The sequence below is a fragment of the Pseudomonas sp. AC532 genome (assembly GCF_979258965.1).
Map to the genome: position 1 here is coordinate 1697750 of NZ_OZ409888.1, position 22652 is coordinate 1720401.

The window sequence follows — 22652 nt, forward strand, 5'->3', positions numbered from 1 at the left end:
ATGAACGCACGCACAGCGACACGACAACCCGGCCTGTCGGTCATCGACGGCGTCGCCATGCTGGTCGGTGTGGTGATCGGCGTGGGCATCTTCGGCTTCCCGCCCCTGGTCGCCCAGCACGCCGACAACGCCGTGCTGTATATCGCCCTGTGGCTGGCCGGAGGCCTGGTGATGCTGGTCGGCGCGCTGTGCTACGCCGAGCTCGGTGCCAGCTACCCGGATCGCGGCGGTGAATACCATTACCTCAACCTGGCCTGGGGGCGGCAGGTAAGCCTACTGTTCGCCTGGGCCAGGGGCACGGTGATCCAGACCGGGGCGATTGCCGTGGTGGCATTCATCTATGGTGACTATGCCCAGCGCCTGTTGCCACTGGGCGACTACGGCAGCGCCTGGCACGCGACCCTGGTGGTGCTGGCGCTGACTGCCCTGAATATCCTCGGCACCCACGAATCCAAGCGCCTGCAGGTGCTGTTCACCGGCATCACCCTGGCAGCGCTGGTCACGGTGATCATCGCCGGCCTGATGTTGGCCGAGCCGGTGGAGGCCCTGGCGCCCGCCGCCACGGAGGTCAGCGGCAACCTGGCCGGCATGCTCGGCATGGGCATGGTGTTCGTGTTGCTCACCTACGGCGGCTGGAACGAGGCGGCGTACCTCTCCGGCGAACTGCGCAACCCCGGGCGCAACATGAGCCGCGTGCTGCTGCTCGGCACGCTGGTGGTGACTGCCGTGTACCTGCTGGCCAACCTGGTGTTCATCAACATCTTCGGGCTCGAAGGCCTGCGCCAGTCAACCGCCATCGGCGCCGACCTGATGACCATCGTCGCCGGGCCATGGGGCGGCGTGCTGCTCAGCGTGCTGATCTGCATCACCGCGATCAGCACGCTGAATGCAACCATCCTCACTGGCTCGCGGGTTTACTACGCGCTGGGCCGCGACGTACCGCAGCTGTCCATGCTCGGTGCCTGGAATGACCGGGCAGCGACTCCGGTACGGGCGCTGCTGGTGCAATGCCTGATCACCCTGCCATTGATTCTGTTCGGTGCGCTCAGCGAAAGCGGCGTGCAGAGCATGGTCGCCTACACCGCGCCGGTGTTCTGGCTGTTCATGTGCCTGACCGCGCTGTCGCTGTTGCGCTTGCGCCGCCTGCAGCCGAATCGGCCGCGACCGTTCAGTGTGCCGCTGTACCCGCTGATGCCGTTGCTGTTCGCCGCCAGCTGCCTGGCGCTGTTCGTCTCCAGCGCGCTGTATGCGGGTGCGGGAGCGCTGCTTGGCCTGCTGGTACTCGCTGCCGGCCTGCCGCTCCTGCTGCTGCAACGCCCTGCCGCGCAATCGGCGCCGCTCTAGATCGACTCGGCCCGCGCTGCACGGCCGAGCCTCCAGGCTGGGGCCTGCAGCCTGCCTGGCGGGGCCGGGGCTACGCACACCCGAGCGACGGAATATGCTAAACAGGGTTTCTTTGCCGAGGAGAACCCCACGCATGCCGCCGAAAATGCCCATCGAACTGCTGATCTGCGACTGCGACGGCGTACTGATCGACAGCGAGATCATCGCCGAGCGCCACCTGCACGCGGCACTGGCCGAACACTATCCGGCCCATGAACTCGACGTGGTACTGGCCGGCACCTTCGGGCTGCAGAGCCGTGACATTCTGGCGCGGGTCGAAGCGCACTTCGGCAAACGCCTTCCCGAAGGCTTTCTCGAAGAGAACCGCACCCGCATCAAGGCGCTAATCCGCGCTGAAGTGCAGCCAATCGAAGGCGTACGCGATGCCCTGCTGAAGATCGACTTGCCGCTGGCCGTCGCCTCCAACAGTTATGCAGACGCGGTGGCCTTCGCCCTGCAACGTTGCGAGCTGGTTGAACGAGTCAACCGTGGCGCGTTTAGCGCCGACCAGGTCGAGCGGCCGAAACCCGCGCCGGACCTGTACCTGCTCGCTGCGGAAAGTGCTGGCGTCGATCCACGCAACTGCCTGGTCGTCGAAGACAGCATCACCGGCGCCACCGCCGCGCTGACCGCCGGCATGCAGGTGATCGGCTTTCTCGGCGCCAGCCACATCCCTCCGGAACACGGCGAAGCCCTGCGTCAGCTGGGCGTTGAGCACCTGATAGGACGTATGAGCGAGCTACCGGGATTGGTGCGGCGCCTGCAAGAGGGCGGAGCCTGAAGCTCTGACCGACATTCCGGCGGCGGTTCGCTAAGCGCCGTCGCCCTGTGTGCCGGCCCCTGCGATGCCGTTGCGCTGTTGCCACTCGTCGACCACATCGCCCATGGTGCGCGGCGCTCCGCTGCGAATCCAGGCCATGAACGCGCGGTCGAAACGAAAGGCGGCACCGCACTGTGTCCGCATGAAACGCCGCACGTTCTGGGTGCTGCGGTAATCGCCACTCAGAGGCGTATCGCGGGTAATACTGCCGCTGTGCCAGTCGAACGTCATGCGCTGCCCCTTCCCCATCAAGCCACCGTTACAGCACCGGCCAGCCAATCAGTACGAGGGCATGCAAGCCTCTCGACGATCGGCTGGAAACAGGCCGCACGCGGCGCACCAGCGCCCCGCCACCATGCGCACCAATGTGCCCTGCCTTGATGTCTTTTTAAAGGCCTGGCTGGCGCTCAGCCTTTTTTCCGCGAACGTCTCAAGGCGCTGGCCATGTCCTGATCGACCTGCCTGCGCCAGTCGCGGTCCTCGTCACTGTCACGCTGCAGACGACGCTCGATGGCCGCATTGGCGCTGGCCTGACACTGCCGGAAGCCGTCGTCCCAGCCGGTGGAATACGCAAGGTCCGCCAGGTAGGCGGGCACATTCTTGCGAAAGGCGCCAAGTGCCTTGGCGGCGCTGTCGCCGCTGCTGCAGCCATCGGCGTAGCCTGCAGCGAACTCCGGCGGGTAACCTTGGGCGAGCAGGTATTGCTGGGTACTCTGGCAGCCCCCTGCCAGCGGGGCCAGCAGCATCACCAGCAGCAATCGGCGCTTGTTGGTCATGGCGTCATCTCGTCTGCGCCAAGCGCGCCCAGAACCTTTGCCTTCAACACGCAGTACGCCCATGGGTTGGTGCTGCAGGCGCCGCTGTTCAACGCGCTGCGAAAGCGCTGCAAGTCGACGCCCCGCAGGTAGCGCTCGGCATCGTCGAAACGTTCACGCCCACCAAAGCCGCCTTCGCGCATCTCGTCGATTGCCTGCTGCCGGCTCCAGCCCTGGTAGACGATGCGGTACATGGCCGCGATCATGCCGGTGCGGTTCTGCCCGTGCCTGCAATGGATCAGCACCGGACCATCGGCCTGGGCCTGGCGAATGGCGCGCAGCGCCTGCAACACATCGGCGTCGTCGACACGGTCGGCGTGCAGGGGCTGGTGGACCTGACGAATGCGCGGGTCGCTCAGCCATTGGGCATCGCTGCGCTGGTAGAAGTTGATGACCGTGGCGATCTTCAGGCGCTGCAGCTCGGCCTGCCGGTCGGCGCTCGGCAGTGCACTGCGGTAAAGGTCCGGCTGCATGCGATAGAGATTGAAGGTCGTGTCTACCGCGGTTGCCCAGGGTAGGTCCGCAGGCGGGTCGCCCACCACCTGCACGGCGCACCAGGCAACCGAAAGCGGCATGGCCAGCAAAATCGCCAGCAGCCAGCGGGCAAACGACAACGGGCGTGGTGAGGCGTAGCGCAGCTGTGGCATCGTATGGTCCTGGCTGGATGAACGAGCCACAGTCTTGCGAGCCCCCCGTGAGGGCGCCGTCATTGCTTCGTGAAAAAAGCGTCAATCCCTGTGAAGAGAACGTTGCATGCGCATTCTGGTGATCGAAGACAACCGCGACATCCTGGCCAACATCCTGGATTACCTGCAGCTCAAGGGCTACACCGCCGACTGCGCCCAGGACGGCCTGTCCGGGCTGCACCTGGCCACGCAGGGCCATTACGACCTGATCGTGCTCGACATCATGCTGCCTGGCCTCGACGGCTACCAGCTGTGCCGTCGCCTGCGCGAGGAAGCGCGCAGTAGCATCCCGATCCTCATGCTCACCGCCCGTGATGCCCTGGAAGACCGCCTGCAGGGGCTCAGCGCAGGTGCCGACGACTACCTGGTCAAACCCTTCGCGCTGTCCGAACTGGTTGCCCGCATCGAAGCCATCCTGCGCCGCTCCCAGGGCAACCGCCGGCGTGTGCTGGAAGTCGCCGACCTCAGTTACGACCTCGACACCCTGAGCGTCACGCGCTCTGGCCTGCCCATCAAACTCAACCCGCTGGGCATGAAGCTGCTCGGCGTGCTGATGCAGCGCTCCCCCGCCGTGGTGCGCCGCGAGGCCTTGGAGGAAGCCCTGTGGGGCGACGACTGCCCGGACAGCGACAGCCTGCGCAGCCACATTCACCAACTGCGCCAGGCGATCGACAAACCCTTCGCCACACCCTTGCTGCATACCCTGCACGGCGTGGGTTACCGCCTGGCAGCGAATCGCGATGGAAACTAAACAGCCCTTCCGACGGCGCATCCTGATCGCCTTCGTGACCATGACCATCCTGGTCAGCGGGGTGTTTTCCCTGAGCATCGTGGCCATTGTCCATCTCATCGAGGAACACCTGGTTTCCGAAGAACTCGCCCTGGAACTGGGCGTGGTGGTGCAGCAGGACCTGAAGAGCGGCGAGTCGCCACGCCTGGACTCGAGAACCCGCTTCTATGCGTCCAATTACCCTGAGTACGCCATTCCCGACCGCTATGCCGATCTGCCGGAAGGCTTCAGCGAACAGGTCGAGGGCGAGCGCGCGTTCTACATCTTTACCCAGATGATCAACGGTGAGCGCTACCTGCTGGTGCAGGAGCAGAGCGAATTCGAGAAACGCGAGCAGGTGCTGTTCAACGTCGTGCTGGCGGGGTTTCTGTTGTCGGTACTCGGCGCGCTGGGCCTGGGATGGTTCATGTCCGAGCGGGTTATGAGCCCGGTGAGCAAGCTGGCCAACCAGGTGCGCCACCGCGACCAGCTACTGCCGCTGGCCCCTGCCCTGGCGCCGGAATACCCCGACGACGAGGTCGGCCAGCTCGCTGCCGCTTTCGACAGCACGCTGGGCCGCCTGCGCCAGTCGCTGGAGCGCGAGCGGCTGTTCACCAGCGACGTCAGCCACGAGCTGCGTACCCCGTTGATGGTCATCGCCAGCTCCTGCGAACTGCTCTCGCAGGTTGAGCTGCAGCCCGCGCAACGCAAGCAGCTGGCGCGCATCGAAAGAGCCAGCGGGGAAATGCAGGATCTGGTGCAGACCTTCCTGCAACTGGCCCGGGTCAAGGGCAACGAAAGCCTGTTCGCCGGTAGCGCCAGCCTGCGCCAGATCGCTGACGAACAGGTCGATGTCTGGGCTCCGTTGATGCGCGAGAAAGGCCTGGATTTCCGCATGGAGGTGCAGGCGCAGGATGAGGGTGTCTACAACCCCACCTTGCTGCGTACGGTGATGGCCAATCTGCTGCGCAACGCCCTGCACTACACCGAAACCGGCTTCGTGAAGCTGACCCTGCAGCCTGGCGGGTTTCGGGTCGAGGACAGCGGCGTCGGCATTCCCGAGCAGCACCACGAGCAGATCTTCGATCCGTTCGTGCGCGGCGAGCAGGCCCGTGGCGAGGGCCTCGGCCTGGGGCTGTCGCTGGTCAAGCGTATCTGCGCGCATCAGGGGTGGCAGATATCGGTGCACAGCCTGCCGGTCACCGGGAGCTGTTTCCAGGTGCTATTCGAGACCGCGACCTAACGTTTTTTTCACGTCCGCTTAACGGCTTCATCAGAAGCCGCTTCCTACCATCGAGGCACTACCACCAAGGTGCCTCGCCATGCCCAAGCCCCGCTCCCCCGAGCTCGCATTTTCCAGCAAGTACGACCAGCCCCACGCCCAGGGTTACCTGAACAAGCACCGGCACGGGCTGGCGCGACGCCTGTCCAACTGGCGTGACGTCCAGGTGGGCCGCAGCGCCTTGCGCCTGGCCGGTGACCCTGCCCTGGTACTGGATCTGCCCTGCGGTGCCGGCCGTTTCTGGCCGATGCTTGCCGAACATCCGAACCGGGTGATCCTGGCGGCCGACAACTCCGCCGACATGATCGACACCGCCCTCGCCGCCCAGCCGCGTGAGGTGGTCGCCCGGGTAAAGACTTTCAAGACCTCGGCGTTCGACATCGGTCTGGGTGACAACGCCGTCGACTGCGTGTTTTGCATTCGTTTGCTGCACCACTTCAAATCCTCGGACCATCGCCTGGCCGCGCTGCGCGAATTTCATCGGGTTACCCGCGACACCGTGATTGTGTCGCTATGGGTCGATGGCAACTTCAAGGCCTGGCGACGCAACCGCCTCGAAAAACGTCGGGGGGCTGGCGAAAACCGGTTCGTGGTGCGCCGCGACGAGATCGAATTCGAGTTTCTCAAGGCCGGCTTCCAGGTGCTCGGCCAGCGCGACTTTCTGCCCGGCTATGCCATGTGGCGCACCTACGTGCTGCGCAAGCGCGAGGTGCAGTGATGGCCATGGTAATCGGTTACCCGTCGCGGCCACAGGCCAGTTGCACCTTCGAACACTGGTGGCAGTGCAGCGGCGCCTGGGTAGAGCCTCTCAACCAGCGGCGCGCAGGTGAAAGCGGCGTGCAACTGCTACAACCGCGCGACGCTTCGCTCCCGGCGCTGTACAGCAAGCGCCAGACCGGCCACCTGTATCGCAGCCTGCGCCATCCCCTGGGCCGCCCGACGATCCTGCGCGAGCTGCGTGCCTACCAGGCATTTACCCGGCTAGGCATCGCCGTGCCCAAGCTGATTTATGGCTCGGCCCGCAAACACCACGGGCACTGGCAGGCGCTGCTGATCACCCAGGCGCTGACCGGTTTCGTCAGCCTGGAGCAGTGGTATCAAGGAGCGCCAAGCGCCGCACAATCGGCCAGTATGCTGACAGCCCTGGCCATCACCCTGGCACGCCTGCACCAGAGCCGCTGGCAGCATGGCTGCTGTTACGCCAAGCACCTCTTCATCAGAACCAACGACCAGGGCGGCGAACCCACGAACGCGCAAATCGCCCTGCTCGATCTGGAAAAAAGTCGCCGTCGCTGGCGCCCGGTAGACGCCTCCCGCCATGACATGCGTCAGTTGCGACGCCATTGTGGTGCGATGCCCGACGGCGACTGGAGCCTTCTGATGGAGACCTATGCGGCGTTGATGCGCCCCTCAACGCCGGTGCACGCCGCTGGCTGATTGACTGATCACTGCAACGCACCTGCGCCTCGCGTAAAGGCAGCGTTTCTCAGTGCCAGCAGGCCGCTATGCGCGTGCCACCCAGGTAGCCAACAGCGCAACGCCTACCGCTACCTGGGCCCACAGCAACACGCGCACGACCTTGCCCAGGGTTGCGCCGAGCGCGCAGCGCCACCGCAGTGCAACACCAACGGCCAGGACAGGCATATACGCCAGGCTCCAGGCAAACCAGGCGACGCCAATGCCCATGCAGCCGAAATTTTCGCAGCGAAGCCAACCAATACGGCTGGCAGCGACCATCAGTATCAGAACTGCCACGACATAGGCGGCTGCAATCGCTTTGCTCATGGCGCCATCCCGCTTGAAGTCTTTTTTGTTGGGCCAATGGCCGCACCTGCCCATTGAGGCCTGCCTCGCCCGTGGCGTGCGTCGATCCAGAGGCCGGATGGTGGTTTTCAACCGTCTGCCATGGGCACGGTGGTTGCGCCCTGGTTCAGGGTAGCGAGTGCCTGATGGATCGAAGGCGTGATCCACCGCCTGCCCGGCTTCACATTAGCCAATCCTTGACCAGCATGTGGGTCTTCACCTTATAGACCCCGGGAAAATTCTCGATCTCGCCACGCACTTCGGCCAGCCGCTCCATGGAGGGCGCTTCCACGTAGACCAGCATGTCGGTCTCACCGCTGATGCCCGAGCAGCGACGCACTTCGGGGAAGACGCGCATGCGCTCGACGTACTGCTCGCAGCGCCCGCCGGTATAGAACAGCTCCAGGTAGGCCTTGACCACCACCGCAGCAGGTTCGGCGATCCGTGCGTGATAGCCCTGAATCACGCCGTTGGCTTCCAACTGACGAATGCGCTCACTGACGGCCGAGCGTGACAGGTTGACCTGCCGCGCCACCTCGGTGACGGTCAGGCGCGCGTCGGCGCACAGCAGGGCGATGATGCGTTGATCGAACTTATCCACACAGGGTTCTCTGCACAAACGGGATGATGGCCATTGCCGCCGTTTCGTCGGCGCTCTCCGACGCTTCGCCAGCTGCCCTGCAAGCGAGGCGGCCTTACCATATTGGCAAGGCCGGCAGGCGCTCTGCCAAGGGCCGGTCAGGGGTGAGAGCATACAACATGAGTCGATTGAACAAGGAATTGGGCCTGCTGCAGGGAATCGGCCTGCTGTCGACGTCGCTGCTGGGCACCGGTGTGTTCGTGATCCCGGCGCTGGCCGCCACGGCCGCGGGCGAGATATCCCTGTGGGCCTGGCTGCTGTTGATCGTGCTGATCCTGCCGATGGCCTTCACCTTCGCCCAGTTGGGCCGTAACTACCCCCACGCCGGCGGCGCGCCGCACCTGATCGGCCGCGCCTTCGGTGGGCGGATGGAACGCATGAGCGCCTTCCTGTTCCTCGCCGTGCTGCCGGTCGGCTTGCCAGCAGCGCTGCATATCGCCAGTGGCTTCTGGCATGCCGTCTTCATGCTGAGTGACCTGGCCATCCTGGCCATTCAACTGGTCACCCTGGCCATCATCCTGCTTCTCGGTCAACGGCCGGCACGCACCTCGGGCGGCGTACAGATCGCCATCGCCCTGGCGATCATCGCGACCATTGCGCTGATCTGGTGGAAAGGCGACCTGCCGCACGCCGAGCAGCCGTTGCTGCCGCCCCTGGCCGGCAACTGGCAGCTGCTGCCCGTGGCACTCGGGGTGATGTTCTGGTGCTTCGTGGGCATCGAGGCCTTCACGCACCTGGGCGAAGAATTCAAGAACCCGCAGCGCGACTTTCCCCTGGCACTGCTGCTCGGCGTGCTGCTGGCAGGCCTGGTGTACTGGGCCTGTTCGGTGGCGGTGCTGAGCTTCCATGCCTACGGCGATGTGCGCACCGATGCGGCGTCGCTGCCACGCATGCTCGATCTGCTGCTGGGCGACCAGGCGCGCTGGCTGAGCGCAAGCATCGGTTACCTGGCCTGTTTCGCCTCGATGAACGTGTATATCCAGGGCTTCGCACGGCTGATCTGGAGCCTGGCCGACGAAGGCAAGCTGCCGCGCCGCCTCGCCAGCCGCAACAGCAATGGCGTGCCGGCCAATGCACTGCTGCTGGTAGTGCTCGGTTGCGCGCTGAGCACCACGGTGATCTGGTGCCTGGCGCTGCCGCTGGATCAGTTGATCCGCTATGCCAATGGCAACTTCATCGTCATCTACCTGCTCAGCATGGCCGCGGGCTGGGTGCTGTTGAGGGGCTTCTGGCGCTGGCTGGCGGGCATCAGTGCGCTGCTCTGCGTCGGCATCCTGCTGATGCTCGGCCTCGACGCGTTGTACGCCATCGGCCTGCTGGGCGTTCTGCTGCTCCTCGACCGCCGGCGCCAGGCGCGCCGTTTGGCGCTCGCCACAGGTTGACTGCGCAGCGCGCGACCGCGGTGACGTCAGTCGGGTAAACTTGCGCAACTCGTGCCGCCGTCAGGCGGCCATTTTTTGCGTCAACGCCGGAAGAGACCCTCCATGCCGATCCGTCACTGCATCGTCCACCTGATCGACAAGAAGCCCGATGGCAGCCCCGCCGTACTGCATGCCCGCGACAGCGAACTGGCGGCCTCCCAGGCCATCGAGAACATGCTCGCCGACCTCAACGACAGCTACAACGCCAAGCAGGGCAAGGCCTGGGGCTTCTTCCACGAAGAATCCGGCGCCTACCCGTTCAGCGGCTGGCTGAAGGCTTACCTGGAAGAAGGTGGCGATTTCACCGCGTTCAGCCGCCAGGCCGTCGAGCACCTGCAAAAGCTGATGGAGGAGTCCAACCTGTCCACCGGCGGCCACGTGCTGTTTGCCCACTACCAGCAGGGCATGACCGATTACCTGGCCATCGCCCTGCTGCACCATAGCGAGGGCGTGGCGGTGAACGACGCGCTGGACGTGACCCCGGCCAAACACCTGGACCTCGGCCAACTGCACCTGGCGGCGCGCATCAACATCAGCGAATGGCGCAATAACAAGCAGTCCAGGCAGTACATCTCGTTCATCAAGGGCAAGAACGGCAAGAAGGTCTCGGAGTACTTCCGCGACTTCATCGGCTGCCAGGAAGGCGTCGACTCGCCGAGCGAGACACGCACCCTGCTCAAGGCGTTCAGCGATTTCGTCGAGAGTGAAGACCTGCCCGAGGAACAGGCGCGCGCCAAGACGGACACCCTGGTCGACTACGCCACCAGCCAGGCCAAGATGGGCGAGCCGATGACCCTGGAAGCGCTCTCCGGGCTGATCGATGAAGAGCGCCCAAAAGCCTTCTACGACCATATCCGCAACAAGGATTACGGCCTGTCGCCGGAAATCCCCGCCGACAAACGCACCCTGAGCCAGTTTCGCCGCTTCACCGGCCGCGCGGAAGGCCTGTCGATCAGCTTCGAGGCGCACCTGCTGGGTTCCAAGATCGAGTACGACGAAGCGTCGGACACCCTGACCATCCGCAACCTGCCGACCCAATTGACCGACCAGTTGAAACGCCGCAAGGATTAAGCGATAAACGTCGGACTCCCCCGCTGAGACGCCCATCATGAAACGGATTTTGCTGATTCTCGCGGTGCTGGCCGCCTGGCAACATTGGGATCGTATCGAGCCACGGCTGTTTGGCGGCGGCGAGCAGGTTGCCGCCAGCGGCCAGGTCATCCTCTACGCCACCAGTTGGTGCGGCTACTGCGCCAAAACCCGCGAATTTCTCGGCGAACGGGGTATTGCCTACACCGAAATGGATATCGAAAAATCTGCAGAAGCCCGCCGTGCCTACGACGCCCTGGGCGGCCGTGGCGTGCCGGTGGTCAAGGTCAACGACACGGTAATCCACGGCTACGACCCCCAGGGGATTCTGGCGGCGTATTGAGCTGGGACACGCGGAAGAAAGCGCGCGATGCTTTTTACTGGGTGACTGTCGACCTGGGGCGGACAGCGGCCGAATCGTCGAGCAGCCCATCGGCTGCTCGAGGTCACGCGCTCGCGGGCGGACCGTGAACAAGCCGGCGGGATCAGACGCGAACACTTGGCCGAGGGGCTGCAACATCGGCTGACAAGGCTCCCGCCGCTGTCACCCCTTGGTCAGATCAACCAACGGTGTCTGCCGCACCTCGGTCTCCCGCCCGCCCTGAATCTCGCTCACTTTCTTCAAGGCCTTATCCACCGCCGCCTTATCCGCCAACAAGCTGTAGCTGATGCGGAACTGCCTGTGTTCCTTGGGCCCGATTGTCGGTACCAGGTTCAGTGGACGCTGATAACGGCGGTTGTAGGAAAAACTCGTCCCCGGCTCCAGCCCCGTGACATAGCCCTGGCCTTGGGTATCGGTGTTTTTCCACAGCGAAAACACGGGCAGTGTCTGGGTATTGAAGCCGACCGAAACGCCCAGGCTACCGGCCTTGTTATGCAACACGGTCAAGGTATCGCCCTTGGCATCGGCATACGGCACCACGTTGTAAACCGTTTCGTCGTAGTCCCGGGTGGGTGCGCGGTAGGTTTGCCAGTCGGGCAGATCGCCCTTGGCCTTGTCGTTGAACGGCGACACCTGTTTCACCGGCGCGGCGAAACGAGCGCCCTCCTCCAGGAACGGGGTGCTGAAGTTGCTGTGATACAGCGCTTGGTATTCCTTCGGATAGTCGCCGTTGTTGGTCAGGGTGTCGTTGAGGGCGAACACGACGCTGCCGGGTTCTGTAACCAGTTCGGTCGCGACCGAGAAGTCGACCTTCTTGAAAGCCTGTTCTTTCAGTTCGCCGCGCAGCGTGATGGCATACGGTGGTTTTTCATCGATATGCAGGGTGACTTTGCTCGCAGGAATGTTGGCGGCCCGACCGTGCAGGGTCAGCATTTCGCCGTTGTCGACGCCGGGGTGGCCGACCCACTCGTATCCGCAGCGGGTGACCAGCTCATTGAACCCTTCCAACCAGCCCAGACCACCGCGGCCATTGAGTTCGATGAAGGACGGATTGACCACTTCCTTGACCGGAGAATCCCAGCCCATGCGCACAGTGCCGACCGAGGCCTGCAAGACATTCATTCCACGAGTCGGCACTACCGAGAGTTTCATCGTGCCGTTATCGATGTCGACGATGCTGACGCCCTCCTGCCGACCGCCATGCAAGGTGCGCAGGGTAACGCTGAAGGGTTTGTCGGTTTTTATTCCGAGTTGCTGGCTGGTGATCTGCCAGCTCTGCGCGGCTTTGTCGGTGTCGAGCAGAACGTAATCCCAGGCCATGGCGTGGGAGGCAGCGGAGAGTGCGCTGAGGGCAACAACGAGTTTGAGCGAGGTCATGGCGGTAGCTTCTCTTGGAGTTGTTGCATTTTTTATAAACTTGATGAAACGTTTCAGCAAGCTAAAAATCGACAGAACTCCAGCGAGGCTGGCAGCGAGCGCAGTGCAAACACGGGAACGTCGCTGATTGGCCGGTTACCGGCGGCTTGGCTCCGACCGTCGCTTTGCATGGTCGAAACCTGGCCTGTTCCGCCATCTCCAGAGCGTCATCGACCTCAAGCCCCAGATATCGGACGGTACTCTTCAGCTTCGTATGGTCGAGCAGCAGTTGAACCGCCTATTCCCAACTCACCGCCACGCACCGTAGAATTGAGAAAAATTCCTATTCTCAGCTATCCCAAGGAGGCGGGATGTCCACGGTGTGCCCCAATACGGAGTGCCATGCAGGGCTGGACGCGCTCTACCGCCAACATCACGGCTGGTTGCGCGGCTGGCTTCGGCATCGCTTGAACGATTCCGCCGATGTCGCCGACCTGGCGCAGGACACCTTCATTCGCGTGCTGTTGGCGCGTACGGCCGATACGCTCAATGAGCCGCGTCATTACTTGGCAACCATCGCCCGTGGCTTGGTCATCGATCTGTACCGCCGCCGCAGCCTGGAGCTGGCCTACCTCGAAGCGCTGGCGCTACGCCCGGAAATCCACGCGCCCTCCCCCGAAACCCGCGTGCTGATTCTCGACAGCCTGCTGGCAATCGACCGCCTACTCGATGGGTTGGGCGTACGCACGCGGGCAATTTTCCTCGCCGTGCAACTGGACGGTCTGACCTACGAAAAGGCTGCCGAGCGCGTCGGTGTCTCGGTGAGCACGGTGCGCAAACACTTGGCTCGGGCGCTGATGCACTGCCTGCTGCTCGACGACGCATGAAAGCCATTCTCGCCGAGGCGGTGGACTGGTACGTGCGCCTGCACGACAGCCACGTCAGCGATGCCACCCGCGCCAGCTGGCAGGCCTGGCTAGTCGCCGACATCCGCCACGCGCAGGCGTGGGCACGCCTGGAGCAACTGCAGCAGCGCATGGCGCAGGCGCCCGGCGGCGCCGCCATGACACTTGAAAACGCCCGCCAGGATCGCCGCAGCGCCATCAAAGCCTTGGCTTTGTTGCTCGGAGTAGGCGTCGTCGGCTGGCAAGGCTACCGGGTATCGCCATGGAGTGCGGACTACGTCACCCACGTCGGCGAGCGCCGTCAGTTGACCCTGGCCGACGGCAGCCGCCTCGACCTCAACACCGATACGCACGTGGATATCCGCTTCGATGCCGGCGAGCGCCTGATCCACCTGCGCCACGGTGAAATCCTCGTGGAAACCGCCCATGACCGGCGCCCGCTAAGTGTGCTGACTGCCGAGGGACGCATCCTCGCCCTCGGCACACGGTTCAGCGTACGCCAGGAAGCAGGAATGAGCTGCGTCACGGTCGCCGCCCACGCGGTCGAAGTACGCCCCGAAAGGGCGCCGCAACAGGTCATGCGCGTAGACGCCGGGCAGAGCCTGAATTTCGCTGCTGATCGGCTCGGCCCGCTGCAGCCGACGGCAGCAGACGCCCAGGCCTGGACGCGCGGCATGCTGGTCACCGTAGACTGGCGTTTGGCCGATGTCATCGCCGAACTGTCACGCCATCGCCCCGGCCACCTCGGCTGCGCCGAGCAGATCGCCGATCTGCGCCTGTCCGGTGCCTTCAACCTGGATGACAGCGATGCGGCCCTCGCTAACCTGGAAGATTCTCTGCCTGTAAGGGTCCGTCGCCTGACCCGCTACTGGGTGCGGGTCGAGCCGCGGGATGCGTAAGCAAGACACTGCGTATCGCTGCGCTTGGCACCCGGCCACACACGATGACAGCAACGTTGCCTGCGGTTGAGCCGCACCATACCCACGCCAGCCATTCATCCATAGCCCATCGCTACATCCGAGCCGCGGATGACCCGGCAACATCATTTTTGCCCCGGCAGAATTTTTCTGCTCTGGGGGTAACAGATTCCCATTCCTGCTTCGGCTCCACACTCAACGCGCGCAGAGACGCTCGCCAATGCCAACTCGAACAGGAACCCATTGATGTCCGCACACCCTTCCCCTCTAGGCCGTAGCATCCGCCACGTGACGCTGGCGCTGAGCCTCTGCGGCTCGTTGCTGGCGACTACGACCGCCCGGGCCGAACCGCTCGCCTACAACATCCCGGCGGGGAGCTTGGCCGCCGCGCTCAGCCAGTTCGCGGCCGCCAGCGGCGTGACCATCAGTTTCAGTAGTGGCGAAACCAGCGGATTGCAGTCGCCAGGTCTGCGCGGCGATTACGAGCTGCAACAGGGCTTCAGCCGGCTCCTGCAAGGCAGCGGTTTGCAGATTCGACAGGCAGGCGAGAAACGTTATGTGCTGACCAGGCAGGAAGCGGCCAGCACACTGGAACTCGGTGCGACCAGCATTACCGGCTCGGGGCTAGAGACGAACACGGAAAGTACCGGTTCTTACACCATGACGCGCCCGACCAGCACGGCAACCAAGCTGGGATTGAGCGCGAAGGAAACGCCTCAATCGGTGAGCGTGGTTACACGCCAGCGCATGGACGACCAGAACCTCTCCACTGTCACCGACGTTCTGGAAGCCTCGGTCGGCATCAGCACGTTCAATCAAGGCATTGGTACAGACCTGGATCAGCCGTACTCACGAGGCTTCACCGTTTCAAACTACATGCTCGATGGGCTGCCAAGAGAAAGCGGGATGTACAGCCTGCAAACCTCGACGGCCTTATATGACCGAGTTGAAATCGTGCGCGGTGCCACTGGCCTGATGGGTGGAGTGGGTAGCCCCGGCGCGTCGATCAACATGATCCGCAAGCGCCCGACCCTCGAGCGCCAGGCCAGTATCAGCACAGAGGTCGGCAGTTGGGATCATTACGGGCTGGGGGTCGATATATCCGGGCCACTCACCGAGGCCGGCAATATCCGCAGTCGCCTGGTACTCGACCATCAGGACCAGAACAGCTGGCTGGATCGCTACGAAAGCCGAACCAGCCTGTTCTACAACGTTACCGAGTTCGACCTGAGCGACTCGACCATGCTCAGCATCGGCCTGAGCCATCAGCGCAACGATAACGAGTCGCCAATGCGCAGCGGCGTACCGCTCTTCTACGCCAATGGCACCAAGATCAACCTGCCGCGCTCCTACAACAATGCGCCGGACTGGTCATTTTACGATCTCCAACAAAGCAATCTGTTCGTCGCGATGGATCACCAATTCGGCAATGGCTGGACTGGCAAGATGGAGCTCAGTCATACGCAGTACGAACAAAACGCGGTGTCCTACTTCCAGTATGGCGAGATCGATCCGGCGACTGGACTCGGCAGCAGTATTACCGCGGCAAAATGGGTGCAACCTACTCGGACCACTGCATTGGACGCCTACCTGACCGGCCCATTCTCGTTGTTCGGGCGAGAGCATGAGCTGGTCACTGGCATGGCCGTATCTCATAAAGACATGAAGTCCGAGAACTACAATTGGCTGTACAGCTGGAACAGCACCTACGACGGTACCCTAGGCGATATATGGCAATGGGACGGCAGCGGCGCGAATCGCCCGAACTTCGACATGACCGGTAAAACCGATACCGAAGAGACTCAGTACAGCGCCTACCTGACCTCGCGTTTCAACCTGACCGACGCCACTCACCTGATACTTGGCTCACGTGTCATGGATTGGCGGCGCGACTCGGAAACCAAGCGAGTGACAGGTTTGCGCAGCAAACAAAGTAAAAAGGAAAGTGGCGTAGTAGTGCCTTTCGCCGGCCTGGTCTACGACCTGAATGATGTGTGGGCGCTTTATGGCAGCTATACGCAAATCTTCAACCCCCAGGGCGCCGCTGTACGTGACATCAACAATGCGCCACTGGATCCGGAGGAAGGCACTGCCTATGAAGTGGGCATCAAGGCCGGGTTCGACGAGGCTCGAATCAACGCCAGCCTGGCACTTTTCAGAAGCGAGCAAGACAACGTCGCGGAGCTCGACGGCACGACAGGTTTCTATCGAACCCTGCAAGGCATCACCACCGAGGGTGTGGAATTGGAGGCTAACGGCGAACTCACCGAGGGCTGGAACGTCTTCGGCGGCTACGCCTACAGCGTGAGCGAAGATGCTCAGGGCAAGCGGGCCATGAGCCGAATTCCTCGTCACTCACTCAAGGGGTTCACAACCTACCGTCTTGCCGGCCCCCTGGACAAGTTCACCCTAGGTGGCGGCTTCAACTGGAAGAGTCGATTTGGCTTCGAGGGAGAGGGCTTCCCAGAGCAGAAAAGCTATTTAGTACTGGATGCCATGACCCGTTACGACATCAGCAGGCAGCTTTCCGCAACCTTGAACGTCAGCAACCTGCTCGACAAAAAATACTTCGCTTCAGTGACCGAAAACGGCGTGTATGGCGAACCGAGAAATGCGGTGCTTTCGCTGAAGTATTCGTTCTGATGCGCACTGCAACGTTGTGCTGGGAGAAGGCTCGACAAGCACAACGTTGCCTGGCAAGCACAAATGAGCACTTGTCAGGGTTGTTCCACAGCCTGGGCGATTGGCAGCCTTCGGCCGATGACTCTGTTGCGACCGGCTGCTATCAGCCCAGAGTATGGGGAGGGATGCGGACCGCTAATTGTTTCCGGATGTGGCTAAAGTTTCCTGCGGCGGGTCGATAGCTTCAGTACCACGTCGGTCATCCGCCAAATCTGGAAGCTCTCATGCGCCTTAGAAACCTCAATCTCGCTCCACGAGCTGCGCTGTTTTTTGCATTGATTATCGGGCTCGTTTTTGTTCTCGGTGTAGTCGCCGTGGTGCAAATGGTGAATCGCCCCTAGTTTCGTAGACACCTCCAAGCCTCATAATGAGGCCCACTAGGAGGTGCCATGAGCAACCAGCGTTACCCCGAAGAATTCAAAATCGAAGCGGTCAAGCAAGTGACCGAGCGTGGCCTTCCTGTAGCCGAAGTGGCAGCGCGGTTAGGTATGTCGGTGCACAGCCTGTATGCCTGGATCAAGCGCTACAGCAAGCCCCAGGAAAAGCGGCAGCAAGAGGGCGATCAGCAGGCCGAACTGCGTCGTCTGCGTGCTGAACTCAAGCGAGTGACCGAAGAGCGAGACATCCTAAAAAAGGCCGCCGCGTACTTTGCCAAGGAGTCCGGCTGAAGTACGCCTTCATCAGCAAGCTGTCGGTGGAGTATCCGGTTCGGCGTCTCTGCCAAACCCTCAAAGTGCATCCCAGCGGTTACTACGCTTGGCTATCCGAGCCTAGCTCCGTACGCGCCAAGGAAGATCAGCGTCTGCTTGGGTTGATCAAGCATGCGTGGCTGGAAAGTGGTGGTGTTTACGGCTATCGGAAGATCCACGACGACCTGCGTGAGTTGGGTGAGTCCTGTGGCCGTCACCGAGTGGCCCGCCTGATGAGGTTGGAGAAGCTGCGTTCGCAGACCGGCTATCGTCGGCGCCCTGGCTATTACGGTGGCAAGCCAAAAGTGGCCTCGCCCAACCGCCTGGAGAGACAGTTCAAGGTCGCAGAGCCCAATAAGGTCTGGGTCACTGACATCACCTACATTCGCACCTATGAAGGCTGGCTGTACTTGGCTGTGGTGCTGGATCTGTTCTCACGCCAGGTGGTCGGCTGGTCGATGAAGCCACGGATGTGCAGCGATCTCGCGATTGATGCCTTACTGATGGCGGTGTGGCGGCGCAAACCCAAGCAGGAAGTGATGATCCACTCAGACCAGGGCAGTCAGTTCAGCAGCCTGGACTGGCAAAGTTTCCTCAAGGCTAACAACCTAATCAGTAGCATGAGCCGGCGCGGTAACTGTCACGACAACGCCGTGGCAGAGAGCTTTTTCCAACTGCTGAAGCGCGAACGCATCAGACGAAAAACCTACGGCACTCGTGAAGAAGCACGTGCTGATGTGTTCGATTACATCGAGATGTTTTATAACCCTAAACGCCGGCACAGCAGCGCTATGCAGCTATCGCCAGTGGATTTTGAAAAGCGCTATTTCCAGAGCTTGGAAAGTGTCTAGGAAAGCCGGGGCGATTCATATCGCATCAGTGGGTGCAAGCAATTTTGGCTTTTCGCGCTCTTCCAAACGAATGTCGCCTTCACCGTAATAAACCATCGCTTTCATGGAAAAACCCCAAATAAAGAATGTGAGAATTTTTATAGGGTCAAATCAAAACTATTGTCAAACTACTCCCGCTTAAAACCGCTAAGCCGATTATGTGGCGAGAGCGTCGGCCTCTATCCCTCGATCCGATCTGCCGAGCAAACAGGCGCGTCTGTTCGGCAGTGTAGGCGGAGCCGTTATCGCTGAGCCATTGCACCCCACCGGCCGCACCTGCCGGTAAGCTGCCTTAGGTACAGCACGCTGAAGTGTGTCCACTCTGCGTGGATAGGCCGATTGGTCGGTTGGTACCCACCCAAACGGCAGTCGAGTCGACTCAGTGTTTGAGAAGCTGATCCAGTGCGTCGGGCTTGTCGTGGATGCCGAACTGGTCTACCAGTGTCGCACTGGCCTTGTTGAGGCCCACCAGGTCAACCTCGGTGCCGGCAGCGCGGAACTTGAGCACTACCTTGTCCAGTGCGCCAACCGCAGTGATGTCCCAGAAATGCGCGTGAGTGAGTTCGATGACCACGTTTTCCAAGGGTTCTTTCACATCGAATGCATTGATGAAGCGGTCAGCGGATGCGAAGAACACCTGACCGACTACCTGATAGCGGCGCGTTCCGTTGATGAGCTCCGAATCGATGGCCAACAGGCGCCCGATTTTGTTCGCAAAGAACATGGCGGCGAGCAATACACCAGCCAGAACGCCATAGGCAAGGTTGTGGGTCCAGACCACCACCACCACGGTCACGAACATTACCAGGTTGGTCGAGAACGGGTACTTCTGCAGGTCTCGAAGCGATGCCCAACTGAACGTACCGATCGATACCATGATCATCACTGCAACCAGCGCTGCCATGGGGATCCGGCTTACCCACTCACTCAAAAATACCACCATCACCAGCAACACGACGCCTGCGGTCAGCGACGACAGCCGCCCTCTGCCTCCCGATTTCACGTTGATGATTGACTGGCCGATCATTGCGCAGCCCGCCATGCCGCCAATCAAGCCGGACGCCACGTTTGCAACGCCCTGGCCTTTGCATTCACGGTTCTTGTCGCTCGCGGTGTCCGTGAGATCGTCAACGATCGTTGCGGTCATCATCGACTCAAGCAGGCCCACGACCGCCAGTGCTGTGGAGTAAGGCAGGATGATAAGCAGGGTCTCGAGATTCAGCGGGACTTCGGGCCAGAGGAAGACTGGTAACGTGTCAGGCAGCGCCCCCATGTCGCCAACGGTGCGGATGTCCAGGCCGAACGCCATGGACACGGCCGTAAGAACGAGAATGCATACCAGGGGTGACGGGAGCAGGCGGCCTACGAGCGGTACGTAAGGAAGAAGGTAGATGATGGCGAGTCCCGCTGCGGTCATCGCGTAGACGTGCCAGGTGACATTGGTCAGCTCGGGCAACTGGGCCATGAAAATCAGAATGGCCAGGGCGTTTACAAATCCGGTGACCACCGAGCGCGAGATAAAGCGCATCAGGCTTCCCAGTTTCAGGTAGCCCGCAAAGAGTTGGAGCACGCCGCAGAGCAGCGTCGCGGCCAGCAGATATTGCAACCCATGCTCTCTGACCAGGGTGACCATCAGAAGGGCCATCGCCCCGGTAGCCGCCGAGATCATTCCCGGCCTGCCGCCCACAAAGGCGATAACCACTGCGATGCAGAAAGAGGCGTAGAGACCAACCTTCGGGTCGACACCCGCAATGATCGAGAAAGCGATTGCCTCCGGAATCAGCGCGAGGGCGACGACGATACCGGCGAGCACGTCGCCACGGACGTTGAAAAACCAGGTCTGCTGCAGTTTTGCGAACATAGAAATCCCACGAATTGGATCACGCAGCACCGCGCGAATGCGCACGGCACGTGGCAATACAGAATCAATTTTTTGAGTTCAGTGGGCTGTGCCAGGGCATAGAATCACAAGCACAACAGGCAGTGCCGCGATCGAGGCGAGCGGCAAGGTAATGCGGGGGGCGAAGCGCTATGGCGGCGTAGGCAGCCAGAGGTGTTGAGTTGAGCTAGGCACGATGGCGAGTAATCAAGGTCGCTTTCGGAACGGGTAGGCTACTCTTTTTATCGCGATCACGTAACCGCTGTCGCACGCCAAATCCGAGGACGGCCCTGACGAATCCAGAAAGGGTGACCACGACGACAGTGCTGCTCCCCATCCTTTGGGTTCCGACATACCACCAGCATCGCCTAACATCGCAGCCACACAGACACGATCAGATCGCACCGTTGGTAGAACGCGTGCACCCATCAGTTACTTCGGAGTCAGCCACGTGATCGTATCCACCCTCCTCCCGTCGAGCCGTGCACGGGGCGGATTGACGAACTGTGCCCTCGCCCTTGCCGCGATGCTCGCCTGGGGGGCTCCGGCGCATGCCGCCGAAACAGCGAACACAGCCACGCTGGATAGTGTTCTCGATAAAGCAGTTGAGTTGGTGCCACTGGAAACGGTGATCGTCGCACGCGATGGGCAGATCATCGCCGAGCGCGGCTACCGGGGGCATCGCACCACTGCCGCCACCAATATCAAGTCGGCCTCCAAGCTGGTGATATCAGCCTTGGTCGGCATCGCCATTGACAAGGGCATTCTCGACGCAGCCGGTCAGCGAGTGGCGCCGCTACTGGCGCCCGAGCTGCCGGCCACCCCTGATCCACGCCTGCAGCGGTTGACGATCGGCCACCTGCTCTCGATGCAGGCTGGGCTAGGCTCGACATCCGGCCGGAACTACGGCGCCTGGGTTGGCAGCCGCAACTGGGTGCGGGCGGCGCTGGCGCGCCCGTTCGAGGACGAACCCGGCGGCCGGATGATCTATTCCACGGGCTCCACGCATCTGCTCTCGGCAATACTGACCCGGCAGAGTGGGCGCTCGACCCTGCAACTGGCGCGTGATTGGCTGGGCCCTATGGACGGCTTCCAGATCGCCAGCTGGAGCCGCGATCCTCAAGGTATCTACATGGGCGGCAACGAGATGGCCATGAGCCCGCGGTCCTTGCTGGCATTTGGCGAACTCTACCGTCGCGGCGGCGTAACAACGTCCGGCCAGCGCCTGGTCTCGCAGGCCTGGATCGATGCGTCCTGGCAACAACGCACGCGGTCGCCCTGGACGGGCGACGGGCATGGTTATGCGTGGTTCCTGACCCGTATCGCCGGTGAGGACATCCGCTACGGCTGGGGCTATGGCGGCCAGATGCTCTACCTGGTGCCGCGGCTTGGTTTGACCGTGGTCATGACGTCGGACGAGCATGCGTCAGCGGCCCAGAGCGGCCACCGCAGGGACCTTCACCGCCTGCTCGCACTCATCATCGCGTCCTCGACGCAAACGCCCTGAACGCCGTTTAGCCGCAACGGCCCGACGGGAAGGGTCACCGGCCGGCCCAGCGTATTAGTCCGGGGTCCCTTGCGCAGCGGCATCGGTTGCAGGAGCAGGTTCCTGCCGCTTTGACCGAGCGCGCTGTGCCTGCCCTCGATGCTGTCTTGCCTGCTGCCTTGCCCGCGCGGCCTGGGCTGCCGTTACCTCGCCGGCTGGTTGCCCGTGCAGGTCCAGGCGCGGCGCATTCTCCGTCATGCTTACCCAATAACGGTTTCCGCGGCACCAGGAGGCGAGACCCAGTTTGAGTTGTTCCCTGGAGATGCCAAGCAGTTCAAGGTGCTGTTCGGCGTCCTTGAGGATGCCCTCCTTCAGCGGAACCTTGGGTGCCGGATTGACCGGGAAGGCCAGCGGAAAGTGCTTCTGCAATCGCCAGATCGCCTCTACCGCAGGGTCTTGCTCACGCGGCTTCGCCTGCACGGAAGGCGCTCGCTTGCGCTGCTTGGCACCATCGGTCTTGGGCTGTTTTTCAGCCCGCAGGCGGTCACGCAGTTCAGCTAGTTGCTCAAAACCCATCGTTCAGTTCACCGTCTCAATATTGATTCGTATCATAAGGGTTTTTCCACACAGTTCCCGGGAACGTTCACTACTACGCCAGGCGATAGCCGTCTTTACGCCCCTGGAGCACAAGTACCCGGCACCTGCGGCGGCTCCCGGCCAAGGCGCATCACCTATAGCGTGTGCTTACTCCCAGGCTT

Annotated in this window: 22 protein-coding genes; 14 read left to right on the forward strand and 8 right to left on the reverse strand. The window is 62.2% G+C overall.

Annotation, left to right across the window (positions count from 1 at the left end; all coding sequences use genetic code 11):
* Both ACZ0AV_RS08105 and ACZ0AV_RS08110 read left to right on the forward strand, forming a co-directional pair.
* Positions 1-1344 (forward strand): APC family permease, encoded by a 1344-nt coding sequence (locus ACZ0AV_RS08105; RefSeq protein ID WP_499150563.1) that lies wholly within the window; start codon positions 1-3, stop codon positions 1342-1344.
* A 133-nt stretch (positions 1345-1477) separates the two neighbouring features.
* Positions 1478-2164 (forward strand): HAD family hydrolase, encoded by a 687-nt coding sequence (locus tag ACZ0AV_RS08110; RefSeq protein ID WP_499150564.1) that lies wholly within the window; start codon positions 1478-1480, stop codon positions 2162-2164.
* 30 nt (positions 2165-2194) lie between these two features.
* On the opposite strand, the gene ACZ0AV_RS08115 is transcribed toward ACZ0AV_RS08110, so the two are convergent.
* The 3 genes from ACZ0AV_RS08115 to ACZ0AV_RS08125 all read right to left on the reverse strand — a co-directional run bounded on the left by ACZ0AV_RS08115 (position 2195) and on the right by ACZ0AV_RS08125 (position 3665).
* Positions 2195-2434 carry a DUF6434 domain-containing protein gene (locus ACZ0AV_RS08115; RefSeq protein WP_499150565.1) on the reverse strand — a complete coding sequence of 80 codons (240 nt, stop codon included), beginning with the start codon at positions 2432-2434 and terminating at the stop codon, positions 2195-2197.
* 176 nt (positions 2435-2610) lie between these two features.
* Positions 2611-2979 carry a hypothetical protein gene (locus tag ACZ0AV_RS08120; RefSeq protein ID WP_499150566.1) on the reverse strand — a complete coding sequence of 123 codons (369 nt, stop codon included), beginning with the start codon at positions 2977-2979 and terminating at the stop codon, positions 2611-2613.
* Complete coding sequence (locus ACZ0AV_RS08125) at positions 2976-3665, reverse strand: dual specificity protein phosphatase family protein (RefSeq protein ID WP_499150567.1); 690 nt, start codon at positions 3663-3665, stop codon at positions 2976-2978. The genes ACZ0AV_RS08120 and ACZ0AV_RS08125 overlap by 4 nt, the downstream gene beginning before the upstream one ends.
* A 106-nt stretch (positions 3666-3771) precedes the next feature.
* Here ACZ0AV_RS08125 and ACZ0AV_RS08130 point away from each other — a divergent pair, with 106 nt between their 5' ends.
* From ACZ0AV_RS08130 to ACZ0AV_RS08145, 4 genes are all read left to right on the forward strand, one after another.
* Complete coding sequence (locus ACZ0AV_RS08130) at positions 3772-4455, forward strand: response regulator transcription factor (RefSeq protein ID WP_499150568.1); 684 nt, start codon at positions 3772-3774, stop codon at positions 4453-4455.
* Positions 4445-5716 (forward strand): sensor histidine kinase, encoded by a 1272-nt coding sequence (locus tag ACZ0AV_RS08135; RefSeq protein ID WP_499150569.1) that lies wholly within the window; start codon positions 4445-4447, stop codon positions 5714-5716. The genes ACZ0AV_RS08130 and ACZ0AV_RS08135 overlap by 11 nt, the downstream gene beginning before the upstream one ends.
* 79 nt (positions 5717-5795) lie before the next feature.
* Entirely contained in the window at positions 5796-6473 is a 678-nt protein-coding gene (locus tag ACZ0AV_RS08140; RefSeq protein WP_499150570.1) for a class I SAM-dependent methyltransferase, read from the forward strand.
* A complete protein-coding gene (locus ACZ0AV_RS08145) occupies positions 6473-7192 on the forward strand; it encodes a lipopolysaccharide kinase InaA family protein (RefSeq protein ID WP_499150571.1) in 720 nt (239 codons plus the stop codon). Before ACZ0AV_RS08140 ends, ACZ0AV_RS08145 begins: the two co-directional genes overlap by 1 nt.
* Positions 7193-7258: 66 nt before the next feature.
* Here the strand turns inward: ACZ0AV_RS08145 and ACZ0AV_RS08150 are convergent, their stop codons facing one another.
* Together ACZ0AV_RS08150 and ACZ0AV_RS08155 are read right to left on the reverse strand one after the other, a co-directional pair.
* Positions 7259-7651, reverse strand: coding sequence for a hypothetical protein (locus tag ACZ0AV_RS08150; protein ID WP_499150572.1), 393 nt, complete (start codon positions 7649-7651; stop codon positions 7259-7261).
* Positions 7652-7739: 88 nt separating this feature from the next.
* A complete protein-coding gene (locus tag ACZ0AV_RS08155; protein ID WP_499150573.1) occupies positions 7740-8159 on the reverse strand; it encodes an Lrp/AsnC family transcriptional regulator in 420 nt (139 codons plus the stop codon).
* A 158-nt stretch (positions 8160-8317) separates the two neighbouring features.
* Here ACZ0AV_RS08155 and yjeH point away from each other — a divergent pair, with 158 nt between their 5' ends.
* The 3 genes from yjeH to ACZ0AV_RS08170 all read left to right on the forward strand — a co-directional run bounded on the left by yjeH (position 8318) and on the right by ACZ0AV_RS08170 (position 11051).
* Positions 8318-9580, forward strand: a complete 1263-nt coding sequence (gene yjeH, locus ACZ0AV_RS08160; protein WP_499150574.1) for an L-methionine/branched-chain amino acid transporter — start codon at positions 8318-8320, stop codon at positions 9578-9580.
* Positions 9581-9682: 102 nt separating this feature from the next.
* Positions 9683-10690, forward strand: a complete 1008-nt coding sequence (gene yejK, locus ACZ0AV_RS08165) for a nucleoid-associated protein YejK (protein ID WP_499150575.1) — start codon at positions 9683-9685, stop codon at positions 10688-10690.
* A gap of 37 nt (positions 10691-10727) precedes the next feature.
* Positions 10728-11051, forward strand: a complete 324-nt coding sequence (locus ACZ0AV_RS08170; protein WP_499150576.1) for a glutaredoxin family protein — start codon at positions 10728-10730, stop codon at positions 11049-11051.
* Positions 11052-11252: 201 nt separating this feature from the next.
* On the opposite strand, the gene ACZ0AV_RS08175 is transcribed toward ACZ0AV_RS08170, so the two are convergent.
* Positions 11253-12467: an aldose 1-epimerase family protein gene (locus ACZ0AV_RS08175; protein ID WP_499153329.1), complete on the reverse strand. Its 1215-nt coding sequence runs from the start codon at positions 12465-12467 to the stop codon at positions 11253-11255.
* Positions 12468-12817: 350 nt separating this feature from the next.
* Between ACZ0AV_RS08175 and ACZ0AV_RS08180 the strand changes: the two genes are divergently transcribed.
* From ACZ0AV_RS08180 to ACZ0AV_RS08195, 4 genes are all read left to right on the forward strand, one after another.
* Positions 12818-13333, forward strand: a complete 516-nt coding sequence (locus ACZ0AV_RS08180; protein ID WP_499150577.1) for a sigma-70 family RNA polymerase sigma factor — start codon at positions 12818-12820, stop codon at positions 13331-13333.
* Positions 13330-14250, forward strand: coding sequence for a FecR domain-containing protein (locus ACZ0AV_RS08185; RefSeq protein WP_499150578.1), 921 nt, complete (start codon positions 13330-13332; stop codon positions 14248-14250). The genes ACZ0AV_RS08180 and ACZ0AV_RS08185 overlap by 4 nt, the downstream gene beginning before the upstream one ends.
* A gap of 264 nt (positions 14251-14514) precedes the next feature.
* Positions 14515-16911, forward strand: a complete 2397-nt coding sequence (locus ACZ0AV_RS08190) for a TonB-dependent siderophore receptor (RefSeq protein WP_499150579.1) — start codon at positions 14515-14517, stop codon at positions 16909-16911.
* Positions 16912-17339: 428 nt separating this feature from the next.
* Positions 17340-18490, forward strand: a protein-coding gene (locus ACZ0AV_RS08195; RefSeq protein ID WP_499150580.1) for an IS3 family transposase whose coding sequence is annotated in 2 segments (ribosomal slippage) — positions 17340-17583 and positions 17583-18490 — 1152 coding nt in all. Because the reading frame shifts where the segments join, the coding sequence is not laid out codon by codon here.
* Positions 18491-18908: 418 nt separating this feature from the next.
* Here ACZ0AV_RS08195 and ACZ0AV_RS08200 read toward each other — a convergent pair.
* Positions 18909-20390, reverse strand: coding sequence for a SulP family inorganic anion transporter (locus ACZ0AV_RS08200; RefSeq protein ID WP_499150581.1), 1482 nt, complete (start codon positions 20388-20390; stop codon positions 18909-18911).
* Positions 20391-20859: 469 nt separating this feature from the next.
* Between ACZ0AV_RS08200 and ACZ0AV_RS08205 the strand changes: the two genes are divergently transcribed.
* Positions 20860-21915 (forward strand): serine hydrolase domain-containing protein, encoded by a 1056-nt coding sequence (locus ACZ0AV_RS08205; RefSeq protein WP_499150582.1) that lies wholly within the window; start codon positions 20860-20862, stop codon positions 21913-21915.
* 54 nt (positions 21916-21969) lie between these two features.
* On the opposite strand, the gene ACZ0AV_RS08210 is transcribed toward ACZ0AV_RS08205, so the two are convergent.
* On the reverse strand, positions 21970-22470 hold the full coding sequence (locus ACZ0AV_RS08210; RefSeq protein ID WP_499150583.1) for a ProQ/FinO family protein: 501 nt from the start codon (positions 22468-22470) through the stop codon (positions 21970-21972).
* Positions 22471-22652 lie beyond the last annotated feature (182 nt).

Bases quoted from the DNA above. Each gene is read 5' to 3' on its own strand.
- ACZ0AV_RS08210 (WP_499150583.1), bottom strand. From the start codon at position 22,470: ATGGGTTTTGAGCAACTAGCTGAACTGCGTGACCGCCTGCGGGCTGAA.
- ACZ0AV_RS08190 (WP_499150579.1), top strand. From the start codon at position 14,515: ATGTCCGCACACCCTTCCCCTCTAGGCCGTAGCATCCGCCACGTGACG.
- ACZ0AV_RS08200 (WP_499150581.1), bottom strand. From the start codon at position 20,390: ATGTTCGCAAAACTGCAGCAGACCTGGTTTTTCAACGTCCGTGGCGAC.
- ACZ0AV_RS08140 (WP_499150570.1), top strand. From the start codon at position 5,796: ATGCCCAAGCCCCGCTCCCCCGAGCTCGCATTTTCCAGCAAGTACGAC.
- ACZ0AV_RS08135 (WP_499150569.1), top strand. From the start codon at position 4,445: ATGGAAACTAAACAGCCCTTCCGACGGCGCATCCTGATCGCCTTCGTG.
- ACZ0AV_RS08145 (WP_499150571.1), top strand. From the start codon at position 6,473: ATGGCCATGGTAATCGGTTACCCGTCGCGGCCACAGGCCAGTTGCACC.
- yjeH (WP_499150574.1), top strand. From the start codon at position 8,318: ATGAGTCGATTGAACAAGGAATTGGGCCTGCTGCAGGGAATCGGCCTG.
- yejK (WP_499150575.1), top strand. From the start codon at position 9,683: ATGCCGATCCGTCACTGCATCGTCCACCTGATCGACAAGAAGCCCGAT.
- ACZ0AV_RS08125 (WP_499150567.1), bottom strand. From the start codon at position 3,665: ATGCCACAGCTGCGCTACGCCTCACCACGCCCGTTGTCGTTTGCCCGC.
- ACZ0AV_RS08120 (WP_499150566.1), bottom strand. From the start codon at position 2,979: ATGACCAACAAGCGCCGATTGCTGCTGGTGATGCTGCTGGCCCCGCTG.
- ACZ0AV_RS08180 (WP_499150577.1), top strand. From the start codon at position 12,818: ATGTCCACGGTGTGCCCCAATACGGAGTGCCATGCAGGGCTGGACGCG.
- ACZ0AV_RS08185 (WP_499150578.1), top strand. From the start codon at position 13,330: ATGAAAGCCATTCTCGCCGAGGCGGTGGACTGGTACGTGCGCCTGCAC.
- ACZ0AV_RS08170 (WP_499150576.1), top strand. From the start codon at position 10,728: ATGAAACGGATTTTGCTGATTCTCGCGGTGCTGGCCGCCTGGCAACAT.
- ACZ0AV_RS08115 (WP_499150565.1), bottom strand. From the start codon at position 2,434: ATGACGTTCGACTGGCACAGCGGCAGTATTACCCGCGATACGCCTCTG.
- ACZ0AV_RS08130 (WP_499150568.1), top strand. From the start codon at position 3,772: ATGCGCATTCTGGTGATCGAAGACAACCGCGACATCCTGGCCAACATC.
- ACZ0AV_RS08105 (WP_499150563.1), top strand. From the start codon at position 1: ATGAACGCACGCACAGCGACACGACAACCCGGCCTGTCGGTCATCGAC.
- ACZ0AV_RS08110 (WP_499150564.1), top strand. From the start codon at position 1,478: ATGCCGCCGAAAATGCCCATCGAACTGCTGATCTGCGACTGCGACGGC.
- ACZ0AV_RS08175 (WP_499153329.1), bottom strand. From the start codon at position 12,467: ATGACCTCGCTCAAACTCGTTGTTGCCCTCAGCGCACTCTCCGCTGCC.